A 13,417-nucleotide genomic window follows, 5' to 3' on the forward strand; every position below is an offset into this window, starting at 1 on the left:
GCCCTACCCGCCGCAGCCTGACCCACCACCACCCGGCCCCACCACACCCCCGACACACCACCCCCAGCCCGAACCCCCGACAACGTGACAACACCTGTGCAGGTCCTCAGCCGCCCACAACTTCGCCACCAGCCACGGTGGGCAGCCCGGCGTCACGCCGATCCGCAGCGGCCGGTCGGCGACGCCGCGCACTGCGTCACGTGCCCGGGTTTCCCCGTCAAGGACCAGTCTGGCCTGCGGCAACAGCGCACGCCCCGCCTCGGTGGGGATCATGCCGGCGGCCGTACGGGTGAACAGCACGGTGCCCAACTCCCGCTCCAAGCCGGTGATCTGCTGGCTCAGCGAAGTGGCCCGGATGCCGAGCCGCCCGGCCGCCCGGGTCAGATGGCATTCCTCGGCGACCGCGCAGAAGTAACGCAACTGACGTAATTCCATGAGCGGATCGTACGACTTCGACTCCTGCCGGTGACCGGCGCGTCACATCCGCGTCCGCAGTGTGCGCCCGCCGAGCAGTCGGTCAAGGGTGCGGCACTGTCCGCCCACCGCGGATCGCCGCGCCCGTCGCGGTGATGACCAACGCCGCGCGGTCGTCGGACGAGTCGCCCGGGGCGAAGGCGTCAACCGCGGCGGTGACCGCGGCCAGCACGGCCTCGGCGGTGACCGGGTGCGGGGACGCGTCGGTCAGCGCCCGGGCGAGGCGGACTTCGCCGAAGAACCCGTCGGTGCCGGCGCGGGCTTCGGTAATGCCGTCGGTGACCATGACAAGGCTCTCGCCGGAGGTCAGGACCAACTGCTCGATCTGCAGCACGGGATCCGGGACGACGCCCAGGAACATCCCGGGGGTGGCGATCTCGTCGACGGTGTGGTCGGCGCGCAGGTGCAGCGGCGGAACGTGGCCGGCCCGGACGAGGTCGATCGTCAAGTGGCTTCCGGTGTGCCGGAGTTGCCCGTACACCAGAGTGACGAAGCCGCCGCCCTGGTGGTGGGACCGCTCCAGGAGGGCGGCGTTGACTGCTTCGACGACGGCGGCCGGATCGTCGAGGAGGCGGGCGACGGCGCGCACGGTGTGCCGGACCAGGCCGGTGGTGTGCGCGGCGAGTGCGCCGCGTCCGCACACGTCGCCGATCATGAACGCCCACCGGTCGTCGGACAGCGGGAAGACGTCGTAGAAGTCGCCGCCGACCTCCAGGCCTTCGCCGAAGGCCTGGTAGAAGGTGGCCAGGGAAGCGCCGGGCACGGTGGGGAGTTCGGCGGGCAGTAGTCCGGCCTGTAGTTCGTGGGAGAGCTGGGCGCGCTGGGAGTACTGGCGGGCGTTGTGCGCGCTGGCCACAGCCCGGCGGGCGAGCTCCTCGGCGAGGACGACCGAGTGGCCGTCGAAGGCACGTTCGGCGGTGGACAGCAGGGTGACGGCACCGAAGGTGCGCCCGCGGTCGATCAGCGGGATGCACAGGTAGCCGGTGACGCCGAGTTTCCGCCACGGCCCCGGGCCGGTGGGCGTGCGCCGGGCCACTTCCGTCGCCCCCGACGCCAGGACGCGGGCGACCACGTCGTCGTCCGCCGCGTACACGGGTATGTGTGCGGCCAGCAGTTCCTCCTCGGCGCGGGTCGCGGCGGCGGTGGCGATGCGGCGGACCCGACCGGATTCAAGCAGGTCGACGGCGCACAGCGGGGCGAGGGTCGGGACCGCCAGGCGGGCGACGCGCTCCAGGCTGTCCGGGTAGTGGAGGTCGCCGGCGATCGCGGTGCTGGCCTCCAGGATGAACGCGAGGTCCTGACGGGCCGCTTTCTCCTTGGCCTCCGCCGCCGTCCTGGCGGTCTGGATGTGGTCGCGCTCTATCGCGAGCGCGGCCGTACGCGCGAAGACCGCGCACATCGCCATTTCTGATTCCTGCGGGACCCGGGGCGTGCGGTGGTACAGGGCGAAGGTGCCGAGCAGCGCCCCGTCGGGGGTGAGGATCGGAGTCGACCAGCACGCGGCGAGCCCGGCCTGCTCGGCCAGGTGCCGGAAGTCGTCCCAGTGGGGGTCGGTGGCGATGTTGGCCGCGATGACCGGCGTACGGCGGTGGGCGGCCGTGCCGCACGACCCGGAGCCTTCGACGGCGGGAAGGCCGTCGATGGCCTTGATGTAGAAGTCGGGCAGGCTCGGCGCGGCCCCGTGCCGCAGGCGGCGGCCGTCCGGGTCGGCGAGCAGGATCGAGACGGTCACTTCCGGGGAGAGTTCCTCGATGATCCGGGCCATCCCGTTCAGGACCTGGTCCACGGGGGCGTCGCGGGCGATCTGTTCGAGGAGGGCGGAGTGCTCGTTGGCCAGCAGCTGAGCGTGCTTGACCCACGTGCTTTCCACGCCGAGGACCGTGACGCCGACGATCCGCCCCTGCTTGTCGCGACGGGCTTCGTAGGTGAAGTCGAAGAAGCCTTCACGTAGTTCACCGGGGGCGCCCAGCATGATGCGGGCGTCTACGGCGACGTACGGGACACCCGTGGTGTAGACCGAGTCCAGGAGGTCCAGGATTCCCTGCTGGGCGAGCTCGGGCATCAGTTCGGCCAGCGGGAGTCCGCTCCGGTCACGACCGCCGCCGATCGCCTGGAAGAACACCGGGTTGGCTGTGTCGAGCACATGTGAAGGACCGCTGAGCGACGCGAAGAGCGCCGAGGAGCGGACGAACAGCGCTTCGATGTCGTCCCCGCGCCACCGGCTTTGGGCCGTCTGGTCGGGTGCGGGCACCGGTTCGCGCTGTACTGCCATGTGCAAGGGTCCTTAGTTGCCGCGAGCTGCTGGGATCGTCGTGGGTCACCTTTACCGTGTCATATGCGGCCGGGGTTCAGGGTGGCCCGCGGGTTGCAGTACGGATCAGGCGGCGGCCGGGTCCAGGTGGCCCCGAGCCGGTGCGGGGCCGTGCGGGCCGTGCGGGGAATGACCCGGGATGGAAAAAGTCCGGAATGAACCGGTGCGACCGGGGTAGCCGTGAGAAAAATCTTCCGGTCCCAGCAAGGGGGCCTGGAGCAGAAAGCGCGCGACCGGCGCAGAAGTGCGGGTGTTCGGTGTTCCAAGGCATGGTGGAGTCACAGGTGAAGAGGTCAACGCACCCGCTGGCGGACACTTCGGCGCTTGGTCCGGCGCTTGGTCCGGCGCTTGGTCCGGCGCTTGGTCCGGCGCTTGGTCCGGCGCTTGGTCCGGCGCTTGGTCCGGCGCTTGGTCCGGCGCATCCGGCCCCACCTGCTTCCGGTTCGGCACGCGACTCGGAAGGCGCTGCGGCACCCGCTCCGGCAGCCGGCTGGGAACGCGCTGCGGCAGCCGGTTCGGAACACCGCCTGGCACCCGCTCCGCTCCAGGCCAGCGTCGTCTTCGACGGCAGCCCCGGCACAGCGGCCAAGGCCCGCGCCTTCGCCGCCGACTTCCTCGCCCGAACCCGGGACCACGGCGTTTCCGTTCCGCCCCGGTCAGCCGACGTCGTGCGGCTGGTCGTCAGTGAACTGATCACAAATGCAGTCACGTACGCGGCGGGTCCCTGTCTTCTTGCCTTGGAGGTCATCGGTAATGACATCCGGGTCACCGTGTGGGACACCGAGGCCTCGATGCCCGTCCTGCACGCACCTGACAGTGACCGGGTGGGGCAGCACGGGCTGGAGATAGTGCTGAAGTTGTGCCGGGAGTTCGAGATCAAGCGGCAGGCGGGCGGGAAGCGGGTCCGGGTCAGCATCCCGTTCTAGGGCCTGTTCCGGGTTTCCCACCGGGCCGGGCGGGTGCGTCGGCGCGGGCCCGCAGTAGACTGTCGACAAATCTGTAGACATAGTGGGAACAGGTGACTCGATGACGGACCCCTCCGCGCCCCGCCGGCCCTCCGGGGAGCTGGAGGCCGGCGTCATGACCGCCCTGTGGGCGGCGGACGGCCCCCTGACCCCCGGCCAGGTGCAGGCCGAACTCAGCGGGGACCTCGCGCGCACCACCATCGCCACGATCCTGGCCCGCCTGTACGAGAAGGAACTCGTCACCCGCACCCGCGCGGGCCGCGGCTACGCGTACACCCCCGCCGTCCAGGACGACGCCGCGCTCGGCGCCCGCCGCCTGCACAACGCGCTGGACCGCGAAAGCGACCGCAGCAGGGTGCTCGCGCGCTTCGTGTCGACTCTGGACGCCGACGACGAACAACTCCTCCGTACGCTCCTCGCCGGACCGGAAGCCGGCGAAGTCACAAACCCGTACGCATCGTGCTGAGCGCCGTCGTGCCGCTTCTGCTGCCCGTGGCCGCGGTGCCGCTGGTGCGCCGGCTGGCCGACGGTCTCGCCCCGCGCCGCGCCGTCTGGCTGCTCACCGGCACTGCGGTGGTCCTGGCCGCGTGCAGTGTGGGGGCGCTGTGCCTGGTGACCGCCACCGGCCTCCTGCAGCTCCCACTCGTCTCGGCGCTCGTGGACCCGGCACCGGGCCCGGGCCGCTGGTACGCCCCCTACGCCGCGCCGATAGCGGCGGTCGCCGCCGTGCTCCTGTGCGCGGGGCTGCTTGCCGCAATCCGTACAGGCCTCCAGCACCGGGCCGAACTCGCGCACACACGAAGCCTTCTGGCGGACTGTCAGACGGTGGGAGACCTCACTGTGGTCCCTGATGCGGAGAATCCGTACGCGTACGCGCTCCCCGGCGCCCCCGGGCGCATCGTCGTCACCACCGCCATGCTCCGCGCCCTCAGCGCGCCCGAACGCGAAGTCCTGCTCGCCCACGAGCGGGCCCACCTCGCAGGGCACCACCACCGGTGGATCGTCCTGACCGACCTGCTGGCCTGCCTGCACCCCGCCCTTCGCCCGCTGCGTGCCGCGCTGTCCTACCACTTGGAGCGGTGGGCCGACGAAGACGCAGCTGTACGGGTCGGAGACCGCCGGTTGACGGGCCGCGCGATCGGCAGGGCCGCCTTGGCCGCCAAGGCCGCCGCACCGCGTCCGGGGCTGTTGCTGGCGGCCACCACCGGCCCCGTGCCGCGTCGGGTCGCCGCGCTCCTGGCCCCGTACGCGCCGGTCCGCCCGCCCAGGATCGCGGCCTGGGCGCTGGCGCTGTGCCTCACCGCCTCGGCTGCGACTGCCGCCGAAACAGCCACTGACCTGCACGAGGACATCGAGGTCGGGCACGCGGCTGCCGCTGGGGCGCTCCGGCCGCTCGCCACAGCCGCCCGCGGGTCCACAGCCCCGCAACCATCCGCCGCGACTCACGCGTCTACAGATCTGTAGACTGTCTACCGTACTGTAGACACTGAGGGCGGGAGCCACCCCACCATGGCCGTACTCGCATTCGCGGCGACCCAGCAGGCCGTCAACGTCCTCGACGCGGGGTCGCTGCTGTCCGCCTACGGCGCACTCGGGATCGCCGTCGTCCTGTTCGCCGAGACCGGGCTCCTCGTCGGCTTCTTCCTGCCCGGCGACTCGCTGCTGTTCACGGCGGGGCTCCTGTGCGCACCCGGCGTACACGGCACGGCGCACCTCTCCCTGCCGCAGGTGCTCGCCGCCGCGGTGGCCGGCGCCCTGACCGGAGCACAGTGCGGCTACTGGATCGGCCGCCGGGGCGGTCGCGCCCTGCTCGTCCGGAGCCGCGCGCACAAACTCCGCGAAGGCGCGGCGCGCGCCGAGGAGTTGCTCGGTCGCTACGGCCACGCCAAGGCGATCATCCTCGCCCGGTTCATTCCAGTCATCCGTACGGTGCTCAACCCGCTCGCGGGTGCGCTCAACATCCCCGCCCGGGTGTTCACCCTCTGGCAGGTCGTCGGCGGACTCGTCTGGGCCGCGGGGCTGGTGCTGGCCGGGTACGCGCTGGGTTCTTCGGTGCCCAACGTCGACCAGTACCTGCTGCCGATCGTCGCGTTGGTTGTGATCGTCTCGCTGATCCCGCTGGTGCTTGAGGTGCTGCGCTCGCGGCGCGGCGACGCTAGCGGGGCGCCGGCGATGCCGGGTTCATCAACTGCGCCGAACTGTCCTGGACGCACATCGATTCCCCTTCGGAGATCGCCACCGTCGGACAGCGGATCACCGCAGAGGTCCTGGACCTCCGCACAGACATCTGGCAGGCCCAGCTCTCATTGAAGGCGTTGCAGAAGGACCCGATGCAGAAGTACGCCGACGATCACCCGGTCGGCGGGACCGTCCGGGGAACAGTCACCAAGCTCCTCCCATTTGGGGCATTCGTAAGTGTCGAGGGTGAGCTTGCCGGCTTCGTCCACATTTCCGAACTGGCCGCGTACAAGGTCCAGGCCCCCGAAGAGGTCGTGCTGGTCGGCGACCAGGTGTTCGTCAAGCTCCTCGGAGTCGACCGGGTGCGGCGGCGTATTCGTTTGTCGCTGAAGCAGGCGGATGCTTCGTAGCCCCACAGCTGGAAGCCGACTGCCTCCGCGCCGCAGGGCCACCCTTGTTGATCATGAGGATTGCGCGGGACCAATCCGGCACAGCCGACCGGGAATCTACAAGATCCCCATGATCAACTCAGGTCTATCCGCCAGTCGTTCGCCCGCATCCAGGTCTCCTTCGGGTACTCGACGTCGAATTCCCCCACCAGCGTGAACCCGGCCTTCCGGCAGACGCCGTTCGACGCGGGGTGATCCACTGCGGGGAACGCGTGGATGTAGCGGAACTTGGCCTGGCCGCGGGTGAGTTCGACAGCCGCTCGCGCCGCCGCCGCCGCGAGACCCCGGCCCTGGAACTCCGGCAGGACACCCCAACCCATTTCGTACGACGGTTCGTCACCCGGCCAGACGCTGTCCCAGCAGCCGACGTTGCCGACCGCCTCGCCGTCGACGAGGATCTTGTACATCGTGCCGGTGCCCAGGCGGCCGACCCGGAGGTAGCGCTCGTGACGTTCGAGGAGCTTCTCCTCGGTCTCCGGGCCGCCCAGGTGGTCTGTCATCTCCGGAGCGTTTGTCCGGCGCAGGAGGCAGAGGTCGTCTTCCGCCCACGTAACCAGGTTGATCTTCGGTGTCGATGTCATCCGTCCAGTCAACCCGGCCCTACTGACATCGGCTGGGCGAACCGTCCGTCGGCATGCGCCGGCGACTGCTGGTGACGTGTGGTCAGGTGCACTCGCCGCGCCACGAACCGGCCGAACCGGATACGGAAGGCACGGGATCCACATGATCAACAAGGGTTCGGAAGAACGTCAGTGCGCATTCTCCGTCGGCCGCAGGTCCCGCGGGATCCACACCCACGTCACTGCGGCGGCGGCGATCGTCAGGACCGCACCGGCGAGGAACGCCGGGGTGATCGCCATCGTGTAAGCGTGCGAGACCACACCCAGAAGCGAGTCACCGGCACTGCCGCCGATCTTGTCGGCGATATGCGCAGCTTCGCCGACAGAGTCCCGTACTGAGTCCGAAGTCGCCTTGTCCAGGTCGAGAGTCGGCAGGTTGGACCGGTACAGCGCCGTCGCCAGGCTGCCCAGTGTGGCGACGCCGAGTGCTGCGCCGAGCTCGTAGCAGGTCTCCTCGATCGCCGCCGCACCGCCGACGTCAGCGTTCGGGCTCGCGGCCATAAGCGTCACGGACGCAACTGTGGTCGCGATGCCGATACCGAATCCGAGGACGCCCAGTGAGACCGCGACGGCGGGGTAGCCGATCTCCGTGAACCGCTGGATGATCCACGGCAACGCGAGCCCGATGGACATCACCACGAGTCCGGTGCCGAGGACGTGCCGGATGGGGAACCGGTGCATCAGGCTCGGAGTGAGCATCGAAGTGACGACCAGGGCGATCGGCGCCGGGAGCAGCCGGATGCCGGCTTGCAGCGGGGAGTATCCCTGCCCGTACTGGAACCACTGGGTCACCAGGAACATGACCGCGCCCATGCCGACCATGCCGAGGAAGATGGCCAGGGCCGCGATGCTGAAGGACCGGTTGGCGAACAGCCGGACCTGGAGCAGTGGGCTTTCCAGTCGCAGCTGACGCCGGACGAAAATCGTCAGCAGTACGGCGGCCAGGACGAGGAGTGCCCACGGGAGCGGATCGGTGACGCCGCTCTTGCCCAGTTGCTTGATGCCGCCCGCGAGGGCGAGCATGCCGACGATCGACTGGCCGACGCCCCACCAGTCCCAGCGTCCGCTGCGCGGCGAGTGCGACTCGGGCAGGAACCACAGGCCGAGGCCGATGACGATCACCGCGACCGGGATGTTCAGCAGGAACGCGGACTGCCAGCCGTAGTCCTCGACGAGGAGCCCGCCGATGACCGGGCCCAGTGCCATGCCGCCGCCGAAGACCGCGGCCCAGACCGCGTAGGCGAGTGCCCGTTCGCGCGCGTCGGTGAAGACGTCGCGCAGGATCGACAGGGTGGACGGCATGATCGCCGCGCCGCCGACGCCCAGGAGTGCGCGGGCCGCGATGACGTGCCAGGCCTCGGTGGAGATGACCGCGAGGAGCGACGCCAGGGCGAAGACGGCAAAGCCGCTGAGGAGCAGGCGTTTGCGTCCCAGTCGGTCGCCGAGCGCACCGGCGGTGACCAGGAGGCCGGACAGCACAAGGGCGTACACGTCGATGATCCACAGCTGTTCGACCGAGCCCGGCTGCAGGTCGGAGACCAGCGACGGGAACGCGACGTTCAGGATCGTGGTGTCCATCGCGATCAGCAGGAGGCTGCCGGAGAGGATCGCCAGGACGATCCAGCGGCGGGGGTCGAGTTTCGCGGCGGGGTGCTCGGCGGTCTGCCGGGCGGGGGCTGACATGAGGGGTCCGTTCGTGGCTGTCCGCAGTCACTTGTCAATGATTGTGTTGCTTTGAGGTGATACGCGCCGAGTAGGCGTGCCCGGAATCCGGCACTGCCCAGCAGCATGCATGTTTTTCGTCTCAAATGAGACATGAATGTCTCATCTGAAGCGTGTCAGGTTCATTGGCGGGATCGCTCCGGAGTCACGCCGGTGCAGCCTGGGGGTGGTGTTCCGCCTGCCGGGAAGGGCCCGGACCGAAGTCCGGGCCCGCTCGTCACAACGTCTCCCGATAGCGGCCGAAGCGCCTGGTCGACGTTGCCCGGACCTTCTGTCGTGTTGCCCGGGTCTGTGTTGCCACCCGTGTTGCCTGCGCGTGTGCTTCCTACGCTGCCGCGACCGCTTTGGCCAGCACCGGGTGCAGCAGCGCGAACTCCAGCGCCGCCGACGAGTCGATGGACAGTTCCGCGGGCGCGGGCGGCAGACCGGCGCGGACCAGCAGGTCACCGACGGCGGCGATCATCGCCCCGTTGTCGGTGCACAGCCGCAACGACGGCACCCGCAGCGTGATCCCGGCCTTGGCGCAGCGCTGTCCGGCCAGCTCCCGGACTCGGGAGTTCGCCGCGACGCCGCCCACGATGACGAGGCTGCGCACGCCGTACTCCTTGCACGCCGCGACGGCCTTGCGGGTGAGGACGTCCGCGATCGCCTCCTGGAGGGAGGCGGCCCCGTCGGCGACGGGCAGGGGTCCGCCGGTGGCACGGCTCCGCTCGGCCCAGCGGGCGGCGGCCGACTTGAGTCCGGAGAACGAGAAGGCGTAGCGGTTGTCGCCCGTGCCGGGCAGGGCGCGGGGGAACACCACGGCCCGCGGGTCGCCGCCCCTGGCGGCCTGGTCGATGGCCGGCCCGCCCGGGTAGGGCAGCCCGAACACCCGGGCGACCTTGTCGAAGCATTCGCCCGCAGCGTCGTCGATGGTGTCCCCGAGGTGCACGATCGGGTCCCGGGCCAGGTCGCGGACCAGGAGGAGTGAGGTGTGTCCGCCGGAGACGATCAGGACCACGCTGGGGTCGGGCAGCGGGCCGTGTTCGAGTGTGTCGGCGGCGACGTGCCCGGCGAGGTGGTGCACTCCGTACAGCGGTACACCGAGTGCGGCGGCGTAGCCCTTGGCCGCGGCGACTCCCACCTGGAGTGCGCCGGACAGTCCGGGCCCGGTGGTGACCGCGATGGCGTCGATGTCCCGCATCGTCAGCCCCGCGTCGGCGAGTGCGGCGTTGACCACCGGGGTGACCGAATGCAGGTGTGCGCGGGCGGCGATCTCCGGTACGACGCCGCCGAAGCGGGCGTGCTCGTCCATGCTGGTCGCCAGCGCGTGTCCGAGGAGTCTGCCGTTCTGGACGAGTCCGGCTCCGGTCTCGTCGCAGGACGACTCGATACCCAGGACTACCGGTGCGGTCGCCATGTCGCTCCTTGCAACTCAATTCGTTATTGCAAGAAGTATGCAACAAGGGGGGCGGCTCGCTGCGCCTGCTCCTGTCGGTCGGCTCCTGGCGTCCTTGACCTCAACCAGTCGCCTGCGCGGCGGACCGCTTCCCGCGGCGGCGGGCATCGTATCCCGGCCGGACTGCTGACGACGGGCACAATCTTCGGACGCTCGGATCAGTGGAGGCCGCCGAAATGCGGAGGCCGCCGAAGTTCAGAGAAAATCCTTCATGTATTCGGATTCCACAGGCACGCTCAGTGGTTTCGGAAGCGCGTCTTACGACCGACATCAGACCGATGGATGTCGTGGTGCCTGCCACCGCCAGGTTCGGAATAGACGATGACGCAGCATTCCTTGCGGTCCACCACCACATAGACCCGGATCCCGGCGTCCGCGTACAACCGCGGCTTGCCCGGCCCCAGGATGTCTTCGTTCAACCCGAGATCCACGTCGCGCGTAGACGGGAGAAGTCACTTCGGCGGACAGCTTGACGCCGCCGACATCAAACTCGATGTTGTCACTCACGGTCAGCGACGTCTCCAGCAGCGTCCGAGGCCGGGGCGCGGCCGACCGGCCATAGTCAATTCGCCCGCCCTGTGGTTCCATGCACCCGCCGGATCCGGAGGTGACCATGACCGCACCCACAGCAGTTGTCGTCGGCGCAGCGCAGATGGGCGAAGCCGTCGCCCTCCGACTGGTACGTGCTGGATACGACCTCGTACTTGTCGACCCGTACGACGGCATCCAGCCCCGTGCCCGCAGGCCCGGGGCCAGACTGCTCGCCGACAGGATCATCGGGGCGGGCGGCACCGCGTGCGTCGCGGAGCTGGACGACGGCGGATCCCTTCGCGCCCTCCATGACTCCGTCGACGCCTTCGTCTACACGCTTCTGCCGGCTGACGCGTTCACGCCCCGTGCGCTGGCTTCGCTGCCGGCCGCCGAGTGGACGCGACTGGCCGAGGAACCCGTCGAACAGGGACTGGCGGTGCTCCAGGCGGCGTTCGGGCTGTTGCGCCGCCCCGGGCGGTTCGTCTTCGTGCTGCCGTCAGTCGCCCTGGACGGTGCCGCCGGTCTGGTCCCGCTGGCGACCGCAGCCGAAGCACTCCGCGCGCTGGCCAAATCGGCCGCACGGCGCTGGGCGGCCGAGGGGATCACCGTGAATATCGTCGCGCCTGATGTGTTCGCGTACGGAGCGGAGCATCTCCGCGGCACTGACGTGGACCGGGGCGAGTCGCTGTTCGTCCCCACTACTGCGGATGTCGCCGACGCGGTGACGCTGTTGCTGGCACCCGAAGCCGCGCGACTGACCGGCACGACACTGATCGTCGACGGAGGAGCCCTGATGACGCCGTGAGCCGGCATGTCGTGTTGGTGACCGGTGCGGCGGCGGGGCTGGGCCGGGGTATCGCGGCGGCACTGGCGGCGGCCGGGTCGACGGTGGTAGTCACCGCGCGGCGGCTTGAGGCTGCTGAGGAGGTGGCGTCCGGGCTCGCCGGCGCGTGGGCAACCGCATGTGATGTCACGTCGGACGAGTCCGTCCGTACGGCGATTTCATCTGTTGCCGACCGCTTCGGCCGACTCGACGCTGTTGTGCACAACGCGACGTCACGCCGGTCGAGTGAACCTGTGGATCTGGAGCACGCCGCACCGGAGTTGTGGCGGGAGCATGCCGATGTGGCGCTCACGGGTGCGTTTCTGCTGGCCCGCGCGGCGTATCCGCAGTTGCGTCCGACGTCCGGGGCGATGCTCCTGTTGACGTCGCCAGCCGGGGTGAACGGCAGCGCGAACTTGTCGTTCTACGCAGGCGTCAAAGGCGGGCAGCGTGGTTTTGTCAAAGCACTGGCCCGCGAGTGGGGCCCCGACGGCATTCGTATCAACGGGCTCGCGCCACTGGCGGTGACGCCGGCACTGGCTGCCGCGTTCGCAGCGGATCCAGCGTTGGAACCGCGGATCGCCCGCTCGATCCCGATGCGCCGGGTCGGGGATCCGGAAGCGGACATCGGTCCAGCGGCGGTGTTCCTGTGTTCAGCGGCGTCCCGATACGTCACAGGGCAGACGCTGGTGGTCAACGGCGGCCGGCTGACGGCGCTGTAGCCGCATCGGACCATCTCGCGTTGAGCATGGAGATTCTGTGATTCACGCGCCCGGAATACGCCCACTGGGATTGGGGAGACGGCCCAGTGCTCCGAGTCGGGACGCGTCAGACGCCACCGGGGCGGTTGGGTCACCGGATTCCGCCGAACAGGTCGGGCAGCCGTTCACCGATCTGGGCACCGCGCTGGCGGCGGCGGGCCTGGACTTCAGCCACACCGTGCGGCTTGGTGCCCACATCGCCGACCACAATCCCAACAAGCTGAAAACCCTCGTCCCCGGCATAGCCGGGATCCGGGGTGACAAGGTGCCTACCCGGAGGCTGCACGGCTTCGCCGCCAGGTTCCAGCAGGACATCCAGTTGGCGGGGCCCGTCGCCGGCACCTACACCCTCGCGGCGGCTGTGCCTCCGGGCGAGACGGCGCTGCGCGATGCGATCAGTACAGCGATCACCAAACACCGGACCAACGGGGATTTGCAGGCGCCCGAGTCGGCGTTGCTCGGCGGGTCGGGCATTGCGCAGAACCGGCCGCCTTCTTAGTGGGCTGACGGAGGTCCACTCATCGGCGGAGGTCCATGAGTCGCTCGCGGCGCGCGGGACGGGAGTCCCACTAATCGTTCGCAGCGCACCGGACAAGAGACCTAGAGTCGACCGCATGACCGACGGCCTCTCCCCCGAATCGCTGCCCAAAGCCGAGTTCGCCTTCCCCGGCCCGCTCCGCGACCAGTTGGTCGCCGCGATCCTCGACGGAACGAAGACGAGCACAACCGGGCTGGTCGTCGACTACGAACTGGAGGATGAAGCCCTGCCGGAACCCGGTGGGCGTTCAGTGGTGGTCGACTCCGACGACCGGGCGGTGGCGGTCATCGAAACGACCGGCGTACGGGTGGTCCCGCTGGCGGAGGTCGGTCTCGCCCACGCGATGGACGAAGGAGAGGGGTACTCCACCGTGGCGGCGTGGCGGGCCGGGCACGAGGAGTTCTGGCACGGTGTGGAGGTGCGCGAGGCACTCGGTGATCCCGCGTTCACGGTGGACGACACGACTCCGGTGGTCTTGGCACGCTTCAGACTTGTCGCCGACCTGCGCGGCTGATTCACCGTACGAACGGCTTCGCGGTTCGGGCCGCTCGGGCCTGTCGCTGATCCGGGTCCGTGGGTCCACTGGCTGCCCGCTTCCTCGTCTGCT

At 69.7% G+C, this 13,417-nt stretch carries 14 protein-coding genes and 1 pseudogene; 9 read left to right on the top strand and 6 right to left on the bottom strand.

Annotated elements, in window-relative coordinates; genetic code table 11:
* Nucleotides 1–3: 3 nt before the first annotated feature.
* Both AC0Z36_RS21080 and AC0Z36_RS21085 read right to left on the bottom strand, forming a co-directional pair.
* Entirely contained in the window at nucleotides 4–435 is a 432-nt protein-coding gene (locus AC0Z36_RS21080) for a LysR family transcriptional regulator (protein WP_485464539.1), read from the bottom strand.
* Between the two features lie 82 nt (nucleotides 436–517).
* Nucleotides 518–2,746 carry a SpoIIE family protein phosphatase gene (locus AC0Z36_RS21085; protein WP_485464540.1) on the bottom strand — a complete coding sequence of 743 codons (2,229 nt, stop codon included), beginning with the start codon at nucleotides 2,744–2,746 and terminating at the stop codon, nucleotides 518–520.
* A 323-nt stretch (nucleotides 2,747–3,069) separates the two neighbouring features.
* Between AC0Z36_RS21085 and AC0Z36_RS21090 the strand changes: the two genes are divergently transcribed.
* The 5 genes and pseudogenes from AC0Z36_RS21090 (at nucleotide 3,070) to AC0Z36_RS21110 (ending at nucleotide 6,338) form a co-directional block, all read left to right on the top strand.
* Nucleotides 3,070–3,711, top strand: coding sequence for an ATP-binding protein (locus AC0Z36_RS21090; protein WP_485464541.1), 642 nt, complete (start codon nucleotides 3,070–3,072; stop codon nucleotides 3,709–3,711).
* Between the two features lie 100 nt (nucleotides 3,712–3,811).
* Complete coding sequence (locus tag AC0Z36_RS21095) at nucleotides 3,812–4,216, top strand: BlaI/MecI/CopY family transcriptional regulator (RefSeq protein ID WP_485464542.1); 405 nt, start codon at nucleotides 3,812–3,814, stop codon at nucleotides 4,214–4,216.
* Entirely contained in the window at nucleotides 4,210–5,214 is a 1,005-nt protein-coding gene (locus AC0Z36_RS21100; RefSeq protein WP_485464543.1) for a M56 family metallopeptidase, read from the top strand. Before AC0Z36_RS21095 ends, AC0Z36_RS21100 begins: the two co-directional genes overlap by 7 nt.
* Before the next feature lie 45 nt (nucleotides 5,215–5,259).
* A pseudogene (locus tag AC0Z36_RS21105) lies at nucleotides 5,260–5,913 on the top strand (DedA family protein); the annotation flags it as partial.
* Nucleotides 5,914–6,080: 167 nt separating this feature from the next.
* The gene (locus tag AC0Z36_RS21110; protein WP_485464544.1) at nucleotides 6,081–6,338 is read left to right on the top strand and encodes a S1 RNA-binding domain-containing protein; all 258 of its coding nucleotides are present in this window, start codon (nucleotides 6,081–6,083) and stop codon (nucleotides 6,336–6,338) included.
* 113 nt (nucleotides 6,339–6,451) lie between these two features.
* Here AC0Z36_RS21110 and AC0Z36_RS21115 read toward each other — a convergent pair whose 3' ends face one another.
* The 4 genes from AC0Z36_RS21115 to AC0Z36_RS21130 form a co-directional block, all read right to left on the bottom strand.
* Nucleotides 6,452–6,958 (bottom strand): GNAT family N-acetyltransferase, encoded by a 507-nt coding sequence (locus tag AC0Z36_RS21115; protein WP_485464545.1) that lies wholly within the window; start codon nucleotides 6,956–6,958, stop codon nucleotides 6,452–6,454.
* 168 nt (nucleotides 6,959–7,126) lie between these two features.
* Nucleotides 7,127–8,680: an MFS transporter gene (locus tag AC0Z36_RS21120; protein ID WP_485464546.1), complete on the bottom strand. Its 1,554-nt coding sequence runs from the start codon at nucleotides 8,678–8,680 to the stop codon at nucleotides 7,127–7,129.
* Between the two features lie 364 nt (nucleotides 8,681–9,044).
* A complete protein-coding gene (tsaD, locus tag AC0Z36_RS21125; protein WP_485464547.1) occupies nucleotides 9,045–10,118 on the bottom strand; it encodes a tRNA (adenosine(37)-N6)-threonylcarbamoyltransferase complex transferase subunit TsaD in 1,074 nt (357 codons plus the stop codon).
* A gap of 275 nt (nucleotides 10,119–10,393) precedes the next feature.
* Nucleotides 10,394–10,576 carry a hypothetical protein gene (locus tag AC0Z36_RS21130; RefSeq protein WP_485464548.1) on the bottom strand — a complete coding sequence of 61 codons (183 nt, stop codon included), beginning with the start codon at nucleotides 10,574–10,576 and terminating at the stop codon, nucleotides 10,394–10,396.
* Nucleotides 10,577–10,770: 194 nt separating this feature from the next.
* On the opposite strand from AC0Z36_RS21130, the gene AC0Z36_RS21135 reads away from it, so the two are divergent.
* The 4 genes from AC0Z36_RS21135 to AC0Z36_RS21150 all read left to right on the top strand — a co-directional run bounded on the left by AC0Z36_RS21135 (nucleotide 10,771) and on the right by AC0Z36_RS21150 (nucleotide 13,324).
* Nucleotides 10,771–11,493, top strand: coding sequence for an SDR family NAD(P)-dependent oxidoreductase (locus AC0Z36_RS21135; protein WP_485464549.1), 723 nt, complete (start codon nucleotides 10,771–10,773; stop codon nucleotides 11,491–11,493).
* Nucleotides 11,490–12,233, top strand: coding sequence for an SDR family NAD(P)-dependent oxidoreductase (locus AC0Z36_RS21140; RefSeq protein ID WP_485464550.1), 744 nt, complete (start codon nucleotides 11,490–11,492; stop codon nucleotides 12,231–12,233). The genes AC0Z36_RS21135 and AC0Z36_RS21140 overlap by 4 nt, the downstream gene beginning before the upstream one ends.
* A gap of 70 nt (nucleotides 12,234–12,303) precedes the next feature.
* Complete coding sequence (locus AC0Z36_RS21145) at nucleotides 12,304–12,771, top strand: RidA family protein (RefSeq protein ID WP_485464551.1); 468 nt, start codon at nucleotides 12,304–12,306, stop codon at nucleotides 12,769–12,771.
* A 115-nt stretch (nucleotides 12,772–12,886) separates the two neighbouring features.
* Nucleotides 12,887–13,324, top strand: coding sequence for an ASCH domain-containing protein (locus AC0Z36_RS21150; RefSeq protein ID WP_485464552.1), 438 nt, complete (start codon nucleotides 12,887–12,889; stop codon nucleotides 13,322–13,324).
* Nucleotides 13,325–13,417 lie beyond the last annotated feature (93 nt).

The organism is Kitasatospora sp. UYEF31 (genome assembly GCF_057291755.1).

Excerpts from the sequence above, each read along its gene's own strand:
- AC0Z36_RS21135 (WP_485464549.1), top strand. The coding sequence starts at position 10,771 with ATGACCGCACCCACAGCAGTTGTCGTCGGCGCAGCGCAGATGGGCGAA.
- AC0Z36_RS21110 (WP_485464544.1), top strand. The coding sequence starts at position 6,081 with ATGCAGAAGTACGCCGACGATCACCCGGTCGGCGGGACCGTCCGGGGA.
- AC0Z36_RS21120 (WP_485464546.1), bottom strand. The coding sequence starts at position 8,680 with ATGTCAGCCCCCGCCCGGCAGACCGCCGAGCACCCCGCCGCGAAACTC.
- AC0Z36_RS21150 (WP_485464552.1), top strand. The coding sequence starts at position 12,887 with ATGACCGACGGCCTCTCCCCCGAATCGCTGCCCAAAGCCGAGTTCGCC.
- tsaD (WP_485464547.1), bottom strand. The coding sequence starts at position 10,118 with ATGGCGACCGCACCGGTAGTCCTGGGTATCGAGTCGTCCTGCGACGAG.
- AC0Z36_RS21085 (WP_485464540.1), bottom strand. The coding sequence starts at position 2,746 with ATGGCAGTACAGCGCGAACCGGTGCCCGCACCCGACCAGACGGCCCAA.
- AC0Z36_RS21080 (WP_485464539.1), bottom strand. The coding sequence starts at position 435 with ATGGAATTACGTCAGTTGCGTTACTTCTGCGCGGTCGCCGAGGAATGC.
- AC0Z36_RS21115 (WP_485464545.1), bottom strand. The coding sequence starts at position 6,958 with ATGACATCGACACCGAAGATCAACCTGGTTACGTGGGCGGAAGACGAC.
- AC0Z36_RS21095 (WP_485464542.1), top strand. The coding sequence starts at position 3,812 with ATGACGGACCCCTCCGCGCCCCGCCGGCCCTCCGGGGAGCTGGAGGCC.